This is a genomic window from Acidobacteriota bacterium (assembly GCA_028875725.1).
Taxonomy (GTDB): domain Bacteria; phylum Acidobacteriota; class Thermoanaerobaculia; order Multivoradales; family Multivoraceae; genus Multivorans.
Window position 1 is genome coordinate 133,767 of the sequence record JAPPCR010000015.1, and the last position, 17,803, is coordinate 151,569.

General features: G+C 68.1%; 18 protein-coding genes. 8 read left to right on the plus strand and 10 right to left on the minus strand.

Features of this window, described 5'->3' with window-relative positions:
• Positions 1-102: 102 nt before the first annotated feature.
• A complete protein-coding gene (locus tag OXI49_12185; GenBank protein MDE2691265.1) occupies positions 103-945 on the minus strand; it encodes an enoyl-CoA hydratase-related protein in 843 nt (280 codons plus the stop codon).
• A gap of 128 nt (positions 946-1,073) precedes the next feature.
• Here OXI49_12185 and OXI49_12190 point away from each other — a divergent pair, with 128 nt between their 5' ends.
• From OXI49_12190 to OXI49_12205, 4 genes are read left to right on the plus strand one after another with little or no spacing between them, the layout of a single operon-like run.
• Positions 1,074-1,868, plus strand: coding sequence for a hypothetical protein (locus OXI49_12190; protein MDE2691266.1), 795 nt, complete (start codon positions 1,074-1,076; stop codon positions 1,866-1,868).
• Positions 1,865-2,356 (plus strand): nuclear transport factor 2 family protein, encoded by a 492-nt coding sequence (locus OXI49_12195; protein MDE2691267.1) that lies wholly within the window; start codon positions 1,865-1,867, stop codon positions 2,354-2,356. Before OXI49_12190 ends, OXI49_12195 begins: the two co-directional genes overlap by 4 nt.
• Positions 2,357-2,399: 43 nt before the next feature.
• Positions 2,400-3,416 carry an OmpA family protein gene (locus OXI49_12200; GenBank protein ID MDE2691268.1) on the plus strand — a complete coding sequence of 339 codons (1,017 nt, stop codon included), beginning with the start codon at positions 2,400-2,402 and terminating at the stop codon, positions 3,414-3,416.
• Positions 3,417-3,428: 12 nt separating this feature from the next.
• Entirely contained in the window at positions 3,429-3,641 is a 213-nt protein-coding gene (locus OXI49_12205; GenBank protein ID MDE2691269.1) for a hypothetical protein, read from the plus strand.
• 3 nt (positions 3,642-3,644) lie between these two features.
• Here the strand turns inward: OXI49_12205 and OXI49_12210 are convergent, their stop codons facing one another.
• The gene (locus tag OXI49_12210) at positions 3,645-5,084 is read right to left on the minus strand and encodes a sulfatase (protein MDE2691270.1); all 1,440 of its coding nucleotides are present in this window, start codon (positions 5,082-5,084) and stop codon (positions 3,645-3,647) included.
• Positions 5,085-5,233: 149 nt separating this feature from the next.
• On the opposite strand from OXI49_12210, the gene OXI49_12215 reads away from it, so the two are divergent.
• Together OXI49_12215 and OXI49_12220 are read left to right on the plus strand one after the other, a co-directional pair.
• Positions 5,234-6,409, plus strand: a complete 1,176-nt coding sequence (locus OXI49_12215) for a M20/M25/M40 family metallo-hydrolase (GenBank protein ID MDE2691271.1) — start codon at positions 5,234-5,236, stop codon at positions 6,407-6,409.
• Between the two features lie 17 nt (positions 6,410-6,426).
• Positions 6,427-7,344, plus strand: coding sequence for an SDR family NAD(P)-dependent oxidoreductase (locus OXI49_12220; GenBank protein MDE2691272.1), 918 nt, complete (start codon positions 6,427-6,429; stop codon positions 7,342-7,344).
• Between the two features lie 7 nt (positions 7,345-7,351).
• Here OXI49_12220 and OXI49_12225 read toward each other — a convergent pair whose 3' ends face one another.
• The 3 genes from OXI49_12225 to OXI49_12235 form a co-directional block, all read right to left on the minus strand.
• Complete coding sequence (locus OXI49_12225) at positions 7,352-8,158, minus strand: nucleoside-binding protein (GenBank protein MDE2691273.1); 807 nt, start codon at positions 8,156-8,158, stop codon at positions 7,352-7,354.
• The gene (locus OXI49_12230; protein ID MDE2691274.1) at positions 8,155-9,336 is read right to left on the minus strand and encodes an acetyl-CoA C-acyltransferase; all 1,182 of its coding nucleotides are present in this window, start codon (positions 9,334-9,336) and stop codon (positions 8,155-8,157) included. The genes OXI49_12225 and OXI49_12230 overlap by 4 nt, the downstream gene beginning before the upstream one ends.
• An 88-nt stretch (positions 9,337-9,424) precedes the next feature.
• Complete coding sequence (locus OXI49_12235) at positions 9,425-10,273, minus strand: enoyl-CoA hydratase/isomerase family protein (GenBank protein MDE2691275.1); 849 nt, start codon at positions 10,271-10,273, stop codon at positions 9,425-9,427.
• Positions 10,274-10,421: 148 nt separating this feature from the next.
• On the opposite strand from OXI49_12235, the gene OXI49_12240 reads away from it, so the two are divergent.
• Entirely contained in the window at positions 10,422-10,796 is a 375-nt protein-coding gene (locus OXI49_12240) for a hypothetical protein (protein ID MDE2691276.1), read from the plus strand.
• 13 nt (positions 10,797-10,809) lie between these two features.
• A complete protein-coding gene (locus tag OXI49_12245; protein ID MDE2691277.1) occupies positions 10,810-11,712 on the plus strand; it encodes a hypothetical protein in 903 nt (300 codons plus the stop codon).
• Between the two features lie 16 nt (positions 11,713-11,728).
• Here the strand turns inward: OXI49_12245 and OXI49_12250 are convergent, their stop codons facing one another.
• From OXI49_12250 to OXI49_12270, 5 genes are read right to left on the minus strand one after another with little or no spacing between them, the layout of a single operon-like run.
• Positions 11,729-12,550, minus strand: a complete 822-nt coding sequence (locus OXI49_12250) for a DUF547 domain-containing protein (GenBank protein ID MDE2691278.1) — start codon at positions 12,548-12,550, stop codon at positions 11,729-11,731.
• Positions 12,547-13,872 (minus strand): hypothetical protein, encoded by a 1,326-nt coding sequence (locus OXI49_12255; protein MDE2691279.1) that lies wholly within the window; start codon positions 13,870-13,872, stop codon positions 12,547-12,549. The genes OXI49_12250 and OXI49_12255 overlap by 4 nt, the downstream gene beginning before the upstream one ends.
• The gene (locus tag OXI49_12260; protein ID MDE2691280.1) at positions 13,865-14,791 is read right to left on the minus strand and encodes a cobalamin-binding protein; all 927 of its coding nucleotides are present in this window, start codon (positions 14,789-14,791) and stop codon (positions 13,865-13,867) included. Before OXI49_12260 ends, OXI49_12255 begins: the two co-directional genes overlap by 8 nt.
• Positions 14,788-15,486, minus strand: coding sequence for an adenine nucleotide alpha hydrolase (locus OXI49_12265; GenBank protein ID MDE2691281.1), 699 nt, complete (start codon positions 15,484-15,486; stop codon positions 14,788-14,790). Before OXI49_12265 ends, OXI49_12260 begins: the two co-directional genes overlap by 4 nt.
• A gap of 16 nt (positions 15,487-15,502) precedes the next feature.
• On the minus strand, positions 15,503-17,794 hold the full coding sequence (locus OXI49_12270; GenBank protein MDE2691282.1) for an MMPL family transporter: 2,292 nt from the start codon (positions 17,792-17,794) through the stop codon (positions 15,503-15,505).
• Positions 17,795-17,803 lie beyond the last annotated feature (9 nt).

The window sequence follows — 17,803 nt, forward strand, 5'->3', positions numbered from 1 at the left end:
CAACCCCTCCCATCTCCTCTGAAGCGCGCGCGTCACCTGGGAGCCGACCCCTCCGGCCCCAAGACGGGCGGGTGCGTCCGACGCCGCTTCGCGGCGTCGCGCCTAGCTCGTGATGCGCTGGAACTTCGGCGGGCGGCGTTCGACGAAGGAGGCGACGCCTTCCTTGAAGTCACCCCGCTGCAGGCTCTCGGCCATCAACTCGTTCGATTCGCGGAGCGCGTCGCCGGTGTCCATCATCAGGTGACGGTAGACCTGCTGCTTGATCACCTTGAGCGACATCGGCGCGGAGCGCTCGGCGAGCGCCCGGACGTAGTTCTCGGCCTCGGGCACGACCCGGTCGTGCGGCACGGAGCGGTTGACGACGCCCATCTGGGCCGCCTCCGGACCGTAGAACTTGCGGCCCGTCCAGAGAATGTCGAGCGCGTTGGCCGGGCCCGCCACGCGGGGCAGGATCCAGCTCAGGCCGTGCTCGGCGATCAGGCCGCGGTTCACGAACGCGGACGTGAAGACCGCCCGGTCCGATGCGAGACGGATGTCGCAGAGCATCGCGATGGCGAAGCCGAGACCCGCGCAGGGGCCGTTGATCGCGGCGACGATCGGCTTGCGCACCGCCATCAGGTAGTTGAAGGTGACGCCGAAGTTGTCTTCGCCCATCTCCTCGATCGCACCGGCCTGCGCGTCCTCGAAGTCGTTTCCGCCGCCGCTGCCGCGCTCGCCGCGACTGGTGGCCTGGAGGCCCTGCATGTCCGCGCCGGCGCAGAACCCGCGGCCGGCGCCGGTCAGAACGATGCCGACGACGCGCTCGTCGGTCTCCGCGGCTGCCATCGCGTGCTTCATCTCGGCCATCATGCTGCCGGTGATCGCGTTCAACTGCTCCGGGCGGTTCAGGGTGATCGTGGCGATCGGATCGTCCACGTCGTACTTGATGAGTTCGTACTCGGTCATTCGCTTGGCCTCCAGCCGCTGTTGACGGTGAGCGGCCGAGACTAGCAGCGTGCGCCGCAGAACGCGGCGCTAACATGGAACCCGTGCTGCGACCCCGAACACCGCGAGGAACACGAACCACCGGCGCGATGCTCGCTCTCGCCGCCGCGGCTTTCCTCCTCGCATGCGCCGGCGCGGAGCCGGTGTCCGAGCCCCGGCCGGTCGCGCCGCCCACTGCTCCGTTGGGCACGTCGGACCGGCTGGAGATCGTCGACCGCGCGATCGAGCACCACGGGGGCGATCTGTTCGAGAGTTCCCGGGTCAGGCTGACGGTGGCTTCCCGTTCTGGCAGCTTCGACGTCGACTCGACGATCGAGCGTGACCGCTTCGAGTACGTCATCCGGGCGTCCGCCGGCGACGACGAGCGGGAGTACCGCCGCGACAACAGAGCCCTCGCGGTGACCGAGGGCGGCGAACCGATGGACATGAACGAGAGAGAACAGGTGCGCGCGGAGAGCTACGTCAACCAGCGCATGTACTTCCTCTTCCTGCCCTACAAGCTGAACGATCCGGGCACCTTCAAGGAAGACCAGGGTCTCGAGGAATGGAACGGACGGCAGTTGAACCGGGTCCGCGTGACCTTCGAGCCCGGTTCGAGCGCTGGCGCAGACAGCGCCTACGTCTACTGGTTCGACCCGGAGACCGCCCGGCTCGAGCAGTTCGCCTACGACTACAGCGCCGGCACCGGACTCCGTTTCCGCACCCTCCGGAACTACCGCCGCATCGGCGGCCTGCTGTTCTACGACGCGGACAACTACGGCCTGAACACTCCGGACGGAGGACTGACCGTCGACGACATCACGCCGGCGTATGTCGAGGAGGAACTTCCTCTCGTCTCGCAGATCGAGCTCCGCGACGTCGATGTGGAGAACCTCGCCCAATGAAGGTCGGACTCGTGAGGAGCGGAGTCGCAGCCTCACCTCTCGCCGGGCTCGCGGCCGGCGTGTTTCTGGTTTCCTGCGAACCGCCCCAACTCGAAGAACCACCACCCGTGTTCGACCCGCAGACGGTCGCAGCGGCGGTCCTCGATGTGCTCGACGCGCAGGTGGAGGCCTGGAACGAGGGCGACATCGAGGGCTTCATGGCGGGCTACCTCCGAAGCGAGGAGCTGCGTTTCACCTCGGGCAACGAGGTTCGCCGGGGCTGGCAGCGCACCCTGGAGCGCTACCGCCAGACCTACCCCGACCGCTCCGCGATGGGTACGCTGGCGTTCGAGGAACTGGAAGTCCGGGTGCTCTCCGAGCACGTCGCGGAGGTCTTCGGCCGATTTCGGCTGACGCGGGAATCCGACGATCCGACCGGTCTGTTCACGTTGCGCGTGGAGCGGCACGGTGAACGGTGGCTGATCGTCGCCGATCACACTTCCAGTTAGGCAGCCAGCCGCGGCCGGCCGCGGCGCAGACGACGATGAGACGATGAGAGAACCGAGCGTCATCCTGATGGGCGTGGCCCTGCTACTGCTGCTGGGGGCCGTCTGCTTCGCGCTCGAACTCCCCCGCATCGAGGCGGCGATCGAGACGCGAGCGACCGCGACGCTCGCGGACGTCGGCGTGCGCGGTCTCCGCATTGAAGCAGACGGCCGCGCCATCACGCTCCACGGCACGATCGCCTTCGCGGAGATCGGGCTCGAGGCGGCGCGACGCGCGGCGGGCGAGCCGGGAGTGCGAAGCGTTGACAACCGCCTCGTGATGGCGGGCGAGCCGAGCTTCGAGTTCGGCCTTGACGGCGACATCTGGCTGCTGGCCGGACGCCTGCCAACCCCCGAGAGCCGGCAGGAGCTGTTCGACGCGGCGGCCGCGGTGATGGGTCAGGGCAACGTGATCGACGAAACGGAAGTCGATGACGCCGTGACCGAACCGCCCTGGATCCCGACCCTCCCGAGGCTGATTCAGCTCCTGCGGCAGGTGCACGGGGGAGCCGGCCTGAAGCTTGAGGACGGGACGTTGACCCTGACCGGCCACACATCGAGCGAAGGCATGCGCGACCGCCTGGAGTTCGACGTGCGCGCGATTGCCGCAACGGCCCAAACCGGCTGGACGATCGCCAACGAAATCGCGGTCGCGCCCGTCGGAGTGAACAGGGTCGCCCAGAACCGGATCCGCCGCCTGCTGCGGGAGCAGCCGATCGCGTTCCAGGGTCGTACGGATGCGCTCACCGACGACGCCCGGACCGCCATTGCCGGCATCGGCGAACTGCTGGACGCGTTCTCGGATACGCGGATCGAGATCCTCGTCTACACGGATGCCGGGAGCGATCCGGAGGATGACCGGCGGCTCAGCATCGCGCAGGCCGAGTCCATCCGTGAAGTCCTTTCCGCGAGCGTTCATCCCGACCGCCTGCTGGCCTTCGGCTACGGCAGCGACAGCCCGGAGGACGAAGACGGCGGGACCGGAAGTCGAGGAGTCGAGTTCCGCGTGTTCCACCGCCCCTGAAGCAGAATCCGCATGCTGTACGTCCTGTTCGAGATCTGGATCTGGGTGATCGCCGCGGGGCTGGTCGGCGCAATCTTCGGCTGGTGGCTCCGCGGCATGCGGGCGGCCAGGGAAGTTGCTCGTGAAGCCCTGCTCTGGCAGCAACGCGTCGAACGGCTGCGGAGACTCGCGACAGGGCTGAAGCAGACGACGGAAGACGAAGGAAGAAGTCCGGACGGCTCCTGAGTATCAGTCGCCCGTGCGGCGGTCGAACTGCGACGGCGCCACGGCGACGCCGGCCCGGTGCTGCAAGGCCCGCGACGTGACTTCCGCCAGACTGTCCGGCCGGTCGGCCGCGATATCCCACTGCTCGCCGGGATCGAGCGCCAGGTCGTAGAGCAGCGGCGGGTCGTGTTCCGCCCGCCCACCAGCCAGACCGTACTCGCCTCGGGTGATGAAGTGCGCCTTGAAGTTGCCGACACGGTAAGCGTAGAGCTCGCTGCCGCGGTAGAACGGCATCTCGTCGCGTGGCCCGTCCCCGTCGCCGCGAAGCACCGGGGCGAGATCCAGACTGTCCATCGGCCGGTCGTCCGGAATAGCGCCGTCAGAAAGCGAGAGGAAGGTCGCAAGCAGATCGCTGGTCGACCCGATTTCGTCCGTGATCACGGACGGAGCGATCGTTCCGGGCCACCAGAACAGCCCCGGCACGCGCATGCCGCCCTCCCAGGTCATCCCCTTGCCTTCGCGAAGCGGGCCGGCCAGGCCGCCCTGCGTGCGAAACGCCGTCCACGGGCCGTTGTCGCTGCTGAAGAAGACGAGCGTGTTCTCGGCGATCCCCTCCTCCTCGAGCGTGTCGAGAATCCGGCCCACGCTCCAGTCGATCTCCTCGATCACGTCGCCGTAGAGCCCGGCGTCGCTGTGGCCCTCGAACTCGGGGGCCCGGAACAGCGGCACGTGGGGCATGCTGTGCGGCACGTAGACGAAGAAGGGCTCGTCCCGGTGCGCGCGGATGAAGTCCACCGCCTCTTCGGCGTAACGCTTCGTGATCGTCGTCTGATCCGCCGGCTGCTCCAGGGTCTCCGTGACGATCCCGCCGGCCTCGTCGCGCTCCGAGCGGATCAGGGGCACGTCCCAGTACTCGATCTTCGGATCGAGGAAAGCGGCGCGACGCTCCTCGCGCGGGAGCGTCGACATCATGTCGTTCGAGTAGGGAATGCCGAACCAGTAGTCGAAGCCGTGCCGGGTCGGCAGGTAACGCGGCCGGTCGCCCAGGTGCCACTTGCCGAACATGCCGGTCGCGTAACCGAGATCGCGAAGCGCCTCGGCGAGCGTGATCTCCTCATCCTGAATCCCGCCCACGAAGTCAGGGAACAGCACCCGCACCTGGTCGCCGTAGAGCCCGTTGCGCACCGGCAACCGCCCGGTCAGCAGGCCCGCCCGGCTCGGCGAGCAGACCGAGGCGGTGACGTAGAAGTTCGTCCACCGTTGGCCTTCGGCCGCCATCCGGTCGAGGTGCGGCGTGCGGATCACGGGCGCACCGTAGCTGCCGAGGTCGCCCCAACCCAGGTCGTCGGCGAAGACGATGACGAAGTTCGGGGGGCGGTCCGGAGACGACGATTCCGGAGATCCCTGAGCACATGCAGCGAGGACCGCGGCCAGCAGGAGAGCGAGGCGGGCTGTTCTTGGCATGCGGCGAGTGTAGGTGACAACGCTGGTTCAGGTTCGCCGCCTGGCGGCGGCGCCGAATGCCGGCCAAAGAGCCGGCGCACCGACAGGGGGCTCAAGTGGAGACAGTAGGATCGCCAACTTCCGCCAAACCGACCAACCCGAGACCGCCCATGCCCCAACCCAGAATCGACGAAGCCCGCGCCCTCGACCATCTGATGGACCTGCTCGCCATCGAGGGCCTGAGCGGCCGCGAGGGCAAGGTCGCGGCGGCCGTGCGGGAGAAGCTCCTCCGAGCGGGTTGCGAACCGTCCTGGATCGGCCACGACGACGCGAACGAGCGGATTCCCGGCGACTACGAAGTCGGCAACCTGATCGTCGACCTGCCGGCCACGAGGTCCGGGCCGCGGCGGCTGTTCATGGGGCACATGGACACCGTGCCGCTCTGCCGGGGCGCGGTGCCGGTGCGACGAAACGGGCGGATCGAGGCCGAGGGCGACACGGCGCTCGGCGGCGACAACCGGACCTCGATCGGCGCTCTCGTGACGATGGTCGAGACTCTGCTCGCTCAGGACGTTCCCCGACCGCCGACCACGGTGCTGATGACGGTCGGCGAAGAGGTCGGCCTGTGGGGCGCACGGACCGTGGAACTCGACCGCCTCGGGAACCCGGAGATGGGCTTCAACATCGACTCCGGTGCTCCGCATGTACTGATCGTCGGCGCCACCGGCGCCGACCGCTGGCAGGTCGACGTCCACGGCAAGTCCTCGCACGCGGGGGTCCATCCCGAGCACGGCATCTCCGCGGCGCTGATCGCCTCCCGCGCCGTGGCCGACGTGGCCGCCACGGGCTTCTTCGGCAAGATCGAGCTTCCGGCCGGCAGCGGCACTTCGAACATCGGCCGGATGGCCGGCGGCGAGGCGAGCAACCAGGTCACGGACCACGTCTTCGTCTCCGGCGAATCGCGCAGCCACGACAAGGCGTTCCTGGCGCAGATCACGGCCGCCTGGCGCGACGCCTTCGAGCAGGCGGCAAGAAGCGTCACGAGTTCCGACGGCCAGTGCGGCCGCGTCGACTTCCGGGCCGAAACCGACTACGAGGCGTTCGAGATGACGAAGGGCTCACCGCCCGTGCAGCTCGCCGCGGAGCGGGTCCGCGCGGTTCTCGGCGTCGAAGCCGAGTACCTCGTCGCCAACGGCGGCCTCGATGCGAACTACCTGAACGCCAAGGGCCTGCCCACGGTGACCCTGGGCGCCGGCCAGCACAATCCCCACACCGTGGACGAGTACGTCGACGTGCAGGAGTACGTCGACGGCTGTCGAACCATCGCCGCCATCGCCGCGGCCTGAGACTGGAGGCACCTGAAATGAACACTCGCATGTTGCACGAGAAGGTGATCGTCGTCACCGGCGCAGGCCGCGGCATCGGCCGTGACATCGCGCTACTCGCCGCTTCCCACGGCGCTTCCGTCGTCGTCAACGACCTCGGCGGTTCCGAGCGCGGCGACGGCGGCGACCAGACACCGGCCCAGGCCGTCGCCTCCGAGATCCAGGCTGCCGGCGGACGCGCCGCCGCGAACTACGAGAGCGTCGCCGACCACGACGGCGCCGGGCGGATCGTCGAACAGGCGCTGGACGAGTTCGGCCAGATCGACGGCGTCGTGAACAACGCAGGCATCCTGCGGGACGGCATCTTCCACAAGATGACCGAGAGCGACTGGGACGCGGTGATCGCCGTGCATCTCAAGGGCAGCTTCAACATGGCGCGAGCCGCCGCTCCCCACTACCGCAAGCAGATCGGCGGGGCCTTCGTCCACATGACCTCGACCTCGGGGCTGATCGGCAACTTCGGCCAGGCGAACTACGCCGCCGCCAAGCTCGGCATCGTCGGCCTGTCGAAGTCCCTGGCGCTCGACATGCAGCGCTTCGAGGTGCGCTCGAACTGCATCGCCCCGTTCGCCTGGTCCCGGCTGATCGGCACGATCCCGACCGCCGACCCGGCCCAGGCCGCGCGGGTCGCGAAGATGAAGGAGATGACGCCGGCCCTGGTCGCGCCGCTCGCCGTCTACTTGCTGAGCGAGGCGGCGAAGGACGTCAGCGGCCAGGTCTTCGCGGTGCGCAAGAACGAGATCTTCCTGATGAGCCAGCCCCGGCCGGTCCGCTCGGTCCACAACGGCGACGGCTGGACCCCGGAGGCGATCGCCGAGCACGGCATGCCGGCCCTGGCCGGCTCGTTCTTCGACCTCGACCGGACGACGGACGTCTTTACCTGGGATCCGACGTAGGCGACGCCTACAACTGCCAGGCCAGCAGCAACTGCACGGCGCTCTCGTCTTCGTCCGTGCCGAGCTTGTTGCTCCAGTACTGGTACTCGATGCCCGCGAACAGCTTGCCGGCGTCGCCGCCGAACGCCTTGCCCGCGTCCCAGCGGAACTGCGGCTGGGCGAGGATCGAACCCCCGGACTTGACGCCGAACTCGTTCGTCGTGCCCCAGATGTACTCCAGGTGGCCCGTGATCTGGAAGCTCTGTTCGCCAATGGAGAACAGGAAGAGCCCGTTCACGTCGAAGGCATAGCTGTCGTCCGTCTTCGGAGCGCCTCCGGCGCCGACCCCGCTGCTGCCGTCGAGGTACAACATGAGGTCGGTGTTCAGGAAGATGAACCCGGGCGCCTTCCAGGCGAGGCGCAGTCCCGGCAGGTACTTGACGACCTTCGCGTCACCCGCCGCGTTCAGCCCGGCGATGAAGCCGACATCGGCGAGCGCGCCGCCACCGACCGTCTTCCCGGTCATCTTGCCGAGACTCACGGTCGGGTACCACTCGGCGTAGAAGTCCCGCTCGTTGAATCCGTCCCGGCCCCGATCGTCGAGGTAGTCGACGAAGAAGAAGCTGTCCCCGAACTTCCACTGCGTCGCCTGCTGCAGCGTCAGGACGAAGCTCTCCTCCTCCTGAGCCGAGAACGGGTTCAGCAGTTCGCCGAACTGGAAGTGGAACTCGGTCTGCGCGGCGGCGGGAGCGGAGGCCCCGACAAGGGTGGCCAGGGCGGCGACGGCGAAACGGCGCCGCCCGGACTCGCTCCGTTCGCCGCGACCGAGCCTCACGCCACCTCGAACAGCCCCGCGGCGCCCATGCCGCCGCCGATACACATCGTGACGACGACGTTCTTCGCGCCGCGGCGCCTGCCCTCGATCAACGCGTGGCCGACCAGGCGCGCCCCGCTCATGCCGTACGGATGGCCGATCGAGATCGCGCCGCCGTTCACGTTCAGCTTCTCGTTCGGGATGCCCAGCCGGTCGCGGCAGTAGATGACCTGGACGGCGAAGGCCTCGTTGAGCTCCCAGAGGTCGATGTCGTCGACCGTCAGGCCGTGGCGCTCGAGCAACTTCGGCACGGCAAAGACGGGGCCGATGCCCATCTCATCCGGCTCGCAGCCGGCGACCGCCATGCCCTTGTAGATGCCGAGCGGCTCGAGGCCCCGCTGCTCGGCCAGCTTCGAGTCCATGACGACGCAGGCCGACGCGCCGTCGGAGAGCTGGCTGGCGTTGCCGGCGGTGATCGTGCCGTTCTCGCGCACCGGCTTCAACCCGGCCAGACCTTCGATCGTCGTGGTGGGCCGGTTGCCCTCGTCCTGACTCAACTCGACCTCGCCGAAGCTGATGTCGCCGGTCGCCTTGTCGAGGATCATCTTCGTCGCCTTCATCGCGATGATCTCGTCGTCGAAGGCGCCCGATTCCTGGCCGGCGGCGGTCCGCTGCTGGCTCTGCAGACCGTACTCGTCCTGTTGCTCGCGGGAGACGTCGTAGCGCTTCGCCACGACTTCCGCGGTGTCGATCATGGGCAGGTGGAGATCCGGCTTGTTCTCCTTGATCCAGGGATCGGGAACACGGAAGTGGTTCATCTTGTCGTTCTGCACCAAACTGATCGAGTCGATGCCGCCGGCCACCACGACCGGCGCCCCGTCGATCACCACCTGCTTGGCGGCGGTGGCGATCGCCATCAGGCCCGACGAACACTGCCGGTCCATCGTCATCCCCGCCACCTCGACCGGCATGCCGGCACGAATCGCGCACTGCCGGGCGACGTTGCCGCCCTGGGTGCCCTGCTGCATGGCGCAGCCCATGACGACGTCGTCGACCTCGCCAGGCTCGACGCCGGCGCGTTCGACCGCGGCCGCGATCGCCGCCGCGCCCATGGTCGGGGATTCGAGGTTGTTGAAGGCGCCGCGATAGGCCTTGCCGATCGGCGTGCGCGCGGTGGAAACGATGACGGCGTCAGTCATGGAGAGGCTCCCTGGCTTGGATGGTTGCTGTGTATTCGGGACCTGTTGGGCACGGGAGAATATCACCTACCGTCCGGTCGGTCGGCTACTACTCCAGCCAGGCGTTGAAGCGCGGCTTCCGCTTCTCGCGGAAGGCGGCGACGCCCTCGCGGGAGTCCGGGTGATGGTCGGCCATCGGCGTCCGGGCCGCGATGTCCTCGAGCGACTGCTCCCAGGTCTGGTCCGCGGCGTTGTAGAGGCTGCGCTTCAGCAGCCGCATCGCCACCTGCGGCCCGTTCGCCAGCTCGCGCGCCAGGTCCATGGCGCGGGGCATCAGTTCGTCGGGCTCCACCACTTCGTGGACGAGCCCGAGCTCGAGCGCCTCCGCGGCTTCAACGAGCCTGCTCCGCATGAGGAAGTCCATCGTCTTCGGCAGGCCCATCATCTGCAACAGCAGGTAGTGGCCGCCCTCGTCCGGAAGCAACCCGAAGCGCAGCGTGCCGCTGCCCATGCGGGCCGCCGTCGAGGCGATCCGGAAGTCGCAACTCAGCGCCAGCGAGAAGCCGGTCTGCACCGCCACGCCGTTCATCGCCGCGACCGTCAGCTTGTCCATGCCGCGGATCGCCGTGTTGATGGGCTGGGAGATCTTGCGCAGGCCGTTGATCGTGCCGAGCACGTTGTCGTGGCCTCGGTGGATGTCGGGCACCAGCGCTTCGCCGCGTCGGCCCTTGTCCTGGCCGCTGATGTCGTCGCCGGCCGAGAACGCCCTGCCGCTGCCCGTAAAGAGCAGCACTCGAACCGAGTCCTCCATCGCGGCCTGGGTCAGTGTCTCCAGCAGGTCCCGCTTCATCGGCGCGTCCATGCCGTTTAGCCGGTCCGGCCGGTTGAACGTGATGACCAGGATCCCCGGATCCTCCATCGACACCTCGAAACCCCTGAACTCGCCCGTCTGGATCATGCCTGCCGCTCCCTTCCTGCTTGCTCGTTCTGCTCGTCTGTGCGCCCTGGGGGCGGTGATTCTGGCACAGCGCTGTGTTACGTTGTGCCCACCTTCAACACGCACTTCGCAGAGCCCCTCTACCTCTGCGACGGGAGACACATAAAGGATGAAACGGTTCATCGTCGGCCTGTCGGTCTGCATCCTGGTTGCCTGCCTTGCACAGGCGGCCCTGTACGCATCCGGCTCGATCTCCGCGGGCAAGGGGATCAACCCCAGGGACGCCTACACGATGGGCAAGGCGCTCACCTTCCAGAAGCTCGTCTGCCCCTCCTGCCCCCTCGAGAAGCGAGACCTCGATCGGGATCGCGCCCTCAGCCTGAAGAACAGCCTCGAAGCTCGGGACGAAGCCGTCAAGCCCGGCACCGAGGACGACGAGCACATCAACGTGCTCTGCCCCGGCGCCGGCGACGCCCAGTGCGAAGGCAAGCCGGACGAGCAGGAACTCGTTCACTTCTATCTGACGCGGCGCTACAAGCTGTAGCCCGGAGATGACGATGAACAGACGTTCCCTGCGTCCGCTTCTCCTGAGGGCGGCTGCCGTCCTCGTCTTCACCGCGCCGCCGGTACTCGCACAGGACTCCCCCTGGCTGCCCGCGCCCGGATCAGGCACGATTACCTTCTCCTACATCTCCCAGGAGGCGACCGATTACGAGCGATCCGAGCGGTGGCGGAGCATGGCCGGCGCCGACTCGACGACCATCCAGCTCGCCGGAACGCTCGGCCTCGACACCGTCTGGATCAACGGGACGTACGGCATCTCCGACGCCCTCGCGCTCGACTTCCAGATCGGCACGTCGGACAGCCAGTACCCCGGGGGCGGCCCCAAGCACCCGACCAAGGACGACCTGAGCGGGCTCCAGGACGCGAGAGCCGGCCTGACCTGGCGGTTCCGGGACGAGGTTGTAAGTTCGGGCCCGAGCATGGCGCTACGGTTCGGTGCGATCCTCGCGGGCGACTACGACACCGGCTACATCAACTCCCTGGGCGACGGCGGCAACGGCGCCGAAGTCTCTCTGCTCATCGGCAGGTACGTCGGTGAACGGGGCGTCCTGTCCGCCGAAGTCGGCTACCGCTACCGCACCGACGACATTCCAGAGGACATCATCCTGAATCTCTCGGCCGGCGTCCTGGTCGGAGAACGAGTCGGCCTGAGCGTCGGCTACCGGATGACCGACGGCGGTTCGGGCCTGGACATCGGCGTTCCGCCATTCTCCCCGGCCCGCTTTCCGGAGCTTCAGGAAGACATCAACCTCCTCTACGGCACGGTGAACATCGGCCTCACGGGCAGCGCGAGCCTCGCGTTGACCTATGGCGACGTCATCGATGGCCGCAACACACCGAATTCCGAGGTCATCGGCCTCAGCGTCGGCTTCACCTTCGGCGGCGGCGGGTTCTGACTCCGGCGCCCGTCACCTAGGGCGCGTTCAGGCTCCAGTCGTACTCGTAGTCGATCGAACCCGCGAACCCGTCGAGACGCGCGGCGAGTTCCTCGTCCGCGTACTCGACGAGGTGGGCGACAACTGACTCCTCCGTGTTGCCGAAGTCCTCCGTGTACCAGTCGTAGATGCTCGAGATGACGATGAAGTCCTCGTCGACGAAGTCGACGCCGCGCGGGTTGTTCACGTAGTCGCGGGCGCCCTGCTCCAGCAACTCCTCGGTGTTGGCGGCGGTGAAGGCGGTCGCCAGCAGATGGGGGCAGCCGTAGGCGGCGCAGTTCACCGCGTAGTGGATCCGCTGGTCACGCCACAGCGGCCGCAGGATGCCGTGCTCGATATCGTCCAGGCTGAGATCCCGTCCGTTCACCTTCGCGTGCGGGTCCTGCCACGGGCCGGTGTTCGGGATGACGCCCTCGTGGATCTCCTTGATCGAATCGACTGGGTACGCCGACAGGACGACCTGGACCGTGACAGCGTTGTAGAGGTTGATCCAGAAGGCCATCTGCTCGGCGCGCGAGTAGGTCAACGGATCGTGGTCCTGCAGGTAGTCGATGTAGGCGCTCAGCTTCGCCGCGTCGCCGGCGTTGGCCGAAATCCCCGCGTAGTCGAAGAGGTTGACGCCCGAGTCGTCGGCGCGGACGTAAGCGTCCAGGATCTCCTGCCAGGAACCGTGCTCGATCGTCGCGGCGCTCGTCTCGTCGCTCATGTCCCAACCGCCGATGTCTTTCGATTCCGGGGCGCCGCACGCCACCGCCAGAACGACAGCTCCAGCAAGGCCCATCCACTTGCGAGTCGTCATGCCATGTCCTTTCGAAGCTCTCTCCATCGCCGCGCACCGGCGTCGACAGTGAGCGCCAGACCGATCAGTCCGAACTCCAGCCCTCTGGCCCACACCGGCTGTTCGTAGGGTTGCAACGTGTAGTCGGGGATGTTCAGTCCCGTGACGTAACTGAGAAGGACCGCAGCCGAAGCCGTCCACGCCCAGACGCTCGGAAACACTACCGCGAAGGGCAGCAACCAGAGCAGGTACCACGGGTTGATCACCGGCGACAGCAGCAGCAGAACTCCGAACAGCCAGTCGCCGCGGGGGATTCCCCCTTCCGTACCGCGGGCATGGCGAAGGCAGTACCAGCACCAGAAGGCGGCGAACAGCACACCGACAACAACGCGCGCCTCGGGCGGCGCAACCACCGTCTTGAGCAACGCGAATACGGCCGAGTTGAACTCCCAGTCCCGCGCAAAGACCCTGAGCGACACCAGATCGGTGCCTCCCATGACGACGAACGGCAGGTAGGCCGCTGCCGCCGTGGCCAGGAAGAGAAGCCAGTGACGGAGCCGGGCGCGCAGCAGGATCAGCGGCGCCAGCACCAGGGCGAGAGTCTTCGCGGCCACGGCCAGCCCGAGCAGCGCGGCGGCAATCCACCAGCGCCGCCGCCGAGCCACCACGATGGCGACCAGCAGCAGGCAGACGCCGACGCCGTCGGGATGCGCGGTGAAGGCGATCTCCTTGACCACCAGCGGGCACCACGCGTAGAGCAGGACGTTCCGCGCGGGCGCCAGGCGGAGCAGGAGGGCCACGGCGGCCAGATCGACCGCGATCAGAATCGCCTGCAGCACGGCAACGCTCGCCGGCTTGATCCAGTACGCGACGAGGAAGACGAACTGCGTGACCGGAGAGTAGATCGTCTGCAGCTCCGGGTAGTTGACGCCGTCCAGAACGCCCTGGAACAACGTCGGCACCGCCGGATCAACAAAGAACTCCTCCGGCGCGGCACTGTACGGCGTGCCCGCGATAGCGAACCGGTATCCATCCCACAGATAGCGGTAGAAGTCGTCCTCGTAGAACGGGCCGCCGATCAATCCGCACAGGCGGAAGCCGACCGCCCAGAACAGCAGTCGACCGACCGGGAAGGGCTCCCCCGTCTTCCGAAAGTGGAGGAACAGGCCGAAGACCGGGAGTCCGGTCCAGGCGACGAGGAGGAAGAACGCCCGCAGGTCGGGCTCACCGGTCTGCCGCGCCAGCACCGCCAGAGCCGCGTACCCGAGAACGCACCAGAGACCGGCCGCATCCGTGTACCAGAGCGACCGCCGCGAGGGCCGCTCAAACCCAGGATCAGCCAACCCACTCCGTCCAGCCGGACCCGCGGTGACCGAAGCCGAAGGCCTCCGGGTGCAGCAGCTCGGCCAGGATCTCCGCCGACTCGACGATCCGGGGACCAGGCCGATTGAAGTACTGGTTGCCGTCAGTCAGGAACACGCGGCCGTTTCGGACCGCCGAGAGCTCGGCCCAACCGGGCTGGGCGGCCAGCGGCGGCATCTCGGCCGCGGTGCGAGGAATGTCGAAGCCGCAGGGCATGACCGCGATGACGTCGGGGTCGGCCTCGACCATCCGCTCGAACTCGAAGTAGCCGGAGTGTCTGCCCGCCTCGCCGAGCATGACCCTGCCGCCGGCGATCTCGACCAGCTCAGGCACCCAGTTCTCGGCGTGCATCAACGGGTCGATCCACTCGATGCAGGCGACCACGGGCCGCTTCGCGAGCCGGCGGCTGCGCTCGCGGATGGCGTCGAGGCGGTCCGTCAACCCGGCGTTCAGCCGCTCCGCCCGCTCGGGACGGCCGAGCGCCCCGGCAACCGTGCGGATGTCCTCGAACACGTCGCCGAGGTCCATCGGCTCGAGCGACACGATCTTCGGCTCCGAAGCCACGAGCTCGCACACGGCCTGCTCCACATCCTTCAGACTGACCGCGCACACCTCGCACTGGGTCTGGGTCACGATCACGGTCGGTGCGACTTCGTCCAGAAGGCGCGCATCGACCCGATAGACGGACAACGCGTCCGCGACGATCGCACGCACCTGGTCGTCGATGGCACGACTGGAGCCGTCGACGTCCACCTTCGAGGACGAGCACACCGGGAGCTTCTCCACCGACTGCGGGTAGTCACACTCGTGCGATCTGCCGACCATGGACTCCTCGAAGCCGAGGGCGCAGACGATCTCCGTCGCACTGGCGATCAGGGAAATGACCCGGTGTTCGGTCATGACGTGCCTCCCGCCGCCACGGCACGGCCGGCCGCGGGCAAGAGATCGCAGAAGGCGAAGCCGTCCCGCTCCGTGACCTCCCCGATCTCGATTCCGATCGCCCGGTCGAAGACAGGCCCGTCGAACACGAACGTGTGGAACTCTCCGTTCTCGCCGCAGGGATCGACCTCAGCGGGCAACTCCGCAAGAAAGGCGTCGTCGAACGTTCGCCCAACGAAGGAGACCGGCAGCACGGCCGGGTTGACGCACACGGTCAGCGCCCGGAAACCGTCGCGGATGAAGGCCCGGGCCAGTTCGTCCGTGGGCGAGTGCCAGATCGGAAACTCGCACTCCAGACCTGCCTCCGCAAGCTGGCGCACGCGGTACTCCCGGAGATCCTCGAGGAACAGATCACCGAAGCCGACGCGCCGGATGCCGGTCTCGCGCAGCCGCCGGAACGCCTTCCCCATCTCCCGTTCGTAGACTACGTTCGACGGCTCCGGCGGCACGACGACCTCGACAAGCGGCAGACCGATCGACTCCGCCTGCTCCCGAAGCAGTGACCGCCGCACGCCGTGCATGCTGACGCGATCGAACGCGTCCGTCACCGTCGTGATCAGCTCCACGACCTCGAACCGGTCCGCACGGCGCAGTTCCTGAAGCGCCAGGCAACTGTCCTTGCCGCCGCTGAAGCAGAGTGCGATGGGCTCCGGCATGAGCGAGCCCGGCAGCCTACCGCCTTCCGAGCAGGAGGACGCCCGCAGCCGGCAGCACCGTCACCGACGCCAGCAGGCACGCCGGCAGGCCGATCAACATGACGGCCGCCATCGTCTCCAGGCCCGGGTGGTCGGTGAACAGCAGGATCGAGAAACTGGCCGTCGTGGTCAGCGTCGTCATCGCGATCGCCCGGCCGACCGACAGGGCCGCCCCGCGAATCGGCTGGGCCGGATCGTCGAGGATTCGGTGGACGACGTGGATGCCGTCGTCGATCCCGAGCCCGAAGATCAGCGGCAACACGAGCCAGGTCATCACGTTGAAGGGAATGCCGACCCAGCACAGCACGCCCAGGGTGAACGGCACCGCGGCCAGCACCGGCAGCACCGCCAGCAGGACGGAGGCGGGCCGCCGGAAGTCGACGCAGAGGACGAGCAGCACGAATCCCAGGATCGAAAGCGCGATCCACGGGATCCACGGCCGGTCGCCGATCATCATCCCCTCGACCACCGCCAGCAGCCCGCTGGCGGCCGGGTCAATCGCCTGCACCACCTCGCGCTGGCGCCGTGCCAGGGCGCCGTCCGCCTTCGAATCCGCGGCGTAGGCGTAGACCAGGAACTCGCCGGTGGGCGCGATGAACTTCTCGCGCAGGCCGGGCGGCAGCGAGTCGATGTCGGGTGGGCCGACCGCCGCCGCTCGACGGAGCGCACCCACCGCCAGGGCCCGGGGATCGCCCATGGGGGCGGCTGCGGCCGACCGGCCCTCGGAGCCGAAAACCCGGTGCAGTGCCGAGGCCCGCTCCGGCAGATCGGCAGGCAGGATCGTGCCGAGGCTGATCGTCTCGCTGAACAGCGGATGACCGTCCAGCCGGCCCGCGAACTCCCTCGCCTGGTCGAGACTGTCAGCCGCCAGGATCCATGGCGCGCCGTTCGTGCCGAGTACTTCCTGAATCCGGTCGACCATCGCGATGGCCGGCACACCGCGATTCATGATCCGCTCCAGCCGCGTCTCCACCTGTAGCCGCGGCAATCCCGCGAGCGCTACCACCAGCAAGCCGGCACTTACCAGCAAGCAGCGAACCGGTCGCTCCGTCGCCCACCGCACCACGGACGGGAGGCCGGGAACACGGACCGGCGTCGCGCGCCCAGCCGGAGCCTCCGTCGCCGTCTCTACGCGCCGGCGGTGCCGCCGCTGGCGCAGCACCCACACGGACGGCAGGACGAGCAGCGTCAGCGGCAGGCAGAACAGGAGACCCAGACCGCCCGAGAGGCCGAGATGGAGCGCCACAGGGTCCGGCGCGGTCGCCGCGATGAGGAACGCTCCCGCCGTCGTGATGCCCCCGGCGACGACGCCGCGGCCGGCGCCGGACAGGGTACGCCGCAACGCCTGCTCGAACGAGCGACCACGAGCCAGTTCCTCTCGCTGGCGCACGAACAAGTGGACGGCGAAGTCGATGCCGAGGCCGAAGACCGTGACGCCGAAGAATGTCTCCATCACGGTCAGCTTCCCGGTCAGGACGCCGACGGCGCCCAGGGCGGCGCCAATCGCGAGGATCAGAACCGCGGCCACCGACAGCATGCCGCCCGGTCGTTTCTCGACGATCCGGAAGAGAAGCAGGACGAGCACGAGGCTGATCGGCGTCAGGCGCTTGATCGCACCCAACGTCTGCTCCTGGTCGCCCGCCGACAGCGCCGGCAGACCCGAGAAGCCCGCCGTCACCCCCGAACCGGCCAAGGCGCTCTCGATGGCGGCCTCGATCTCGAAGAACGGGCTCTCGCCCACCTCTTCCGCGAGCGGGTCCCTCGCCATCTTGATCTCGACCAGCCGGGCGCCGGGCACGCTGGCCACCGCGCCGCGAAGCGCCACGGCAGAGGCGGCGAACTCCGCCAGATTCGCAACGTCGTCCGGCCGCTCGACGAGGCCGAGCCAACGGTCGAACAGAGGCCGCTCGACAAGCCACGGCGCCTGCTCCGCGAGCCACTCGAGCGGCAGCGGGCGTCGGGCGGCGGCGACTGACGGCAGCGCCGACGCGGCCTCGATCGTGCGGTCTACGGCCTGATCGAGTCGCTCCTCCTCGCCCTCGAGCAGCACCAGGAGCAGACCGCCGAGCTCGTACTGCTCGGACATCTCGAAGTAGCGGCCGACGTGCTCGTTGCCGCGGTTCATGACGCCCGTGAACGTGAGATCGACCGTTGTCGCCGGCAGCAACGCGGCCAGGGCGAGAGCCGGCACAACGGCACACGCGATCGCGCTCCGCGGGGAGCGGATCGTCCAGCGCGCAACCGCGTCGAGTGCTCCTCTCATGCTCATGGACGGCTG

Coding starts and splice junctions, on each gene's coding strand:
- OXI49_12185 (MDE2691265.1), bottom strand. CDS start 945: ATGACCGAGTACGAACTCATCAAGTACGACGTGGACGATCCGATCGCC.
- OXI49_12190 (MDE2691266.1), top strand. CDS start 1,074: ATGCTCGCTCTCGCCGCCGCGGCTTTCCTCCTCGCATGCGCCGGCGCG.
- OXI49_12195 (MDE2691267.1), top strand. CDS start 1,865: ATGAAGGTCGGACTCGTGAGGAGCGGAGTCGCAGCCTCACCTCTCGCC.
- OXI49_12200 (MDE2691268.1), top strand. CDS start 2,400: ATGAGAGAACCGAGCGTCATCCTGATGGGCGTGGCCCTGCTACTGCTG.
- OXI49_12205 (MDE2691269.1), top strand. CDS start 3,429: ATGCTGTACGTCCTGTTCGAGATCTGGATCTGGGTGATCGCCGCGGGG.
- OXI49_12210 (MDE2691270.1), bottom strand. CDS start 5,084: ATGCCAAGAACAGCCCGCCTCGCTCTCCTGCTGGCCGCGGTCCTCGCT.
- OXI49_12215 (MDE2691271.1), top strand. CDS start 5,234: ATGCCCCAACCCAGAATCGACGAAGCCCGCGCCCTCGACCATCTGATG.
- OXI49_12220 (MDE2691272.1), top strand. CDS start 6,427: ATGAACACTCGCATGTTGCACGAGAAGGTGATCGTCGTCACCGGCGCA.
- OXI49_12230 (MDE2691274.1), bottom strand. CDS start 9,336: ATGACTGACGCCGTCATCGTTTCCACCGCGCGCACGCCGATCGGCAAG.
- OXI49_12235 (MDE2691275.1), bottom strand. CDS start 10,273: ATGATCCAGACGGGCGAGTTCAGGGGTTTCGAGGTGTCGATGGAGGAT.
- OXI49_12240 (MDE2691276.1), top strand. CDS start 10,422: ATGAAACGGTTCATCGTCGGCCTGTCGGTCTGCATCCTGGTTGCCTGC.
- OXI49_12245 (MDE2691277.1), top strand. CDS start 10,810: ATGAACAGACGTTCCCTGCGTCCGCTTCTCCTGAGGGCGGCTGCCGTC.
- OXI49_12250 (MDE2691278.1), bottom strand. CDS start 12,550: ATGACGACTCGCAAGTGGATGGGCCTTGCTGGAGCTGTCGTTCTGGCG.
- OXI49_12260 (MDE2691280.1), bottom strand. CDS start 14,791: ATGACCGAACACCGGGTCATTTCCCTGATCGCCAGTGCGACGGAGATC.
- OXI49_12265 (MDE2691281.1), bottom strand. CDS start 15,486: ATGCCGGAGCCCATCGCACTCTGCTTCAGCGGCGGCAAGGACAGTTGC.
- OXI49_12270 (MDE2691282.1), bottom strand. CDS start 17,794: ATGAGCATGAGAGGAGCACTCGACGCGGTTGCGCGCTGGACGATCCGC.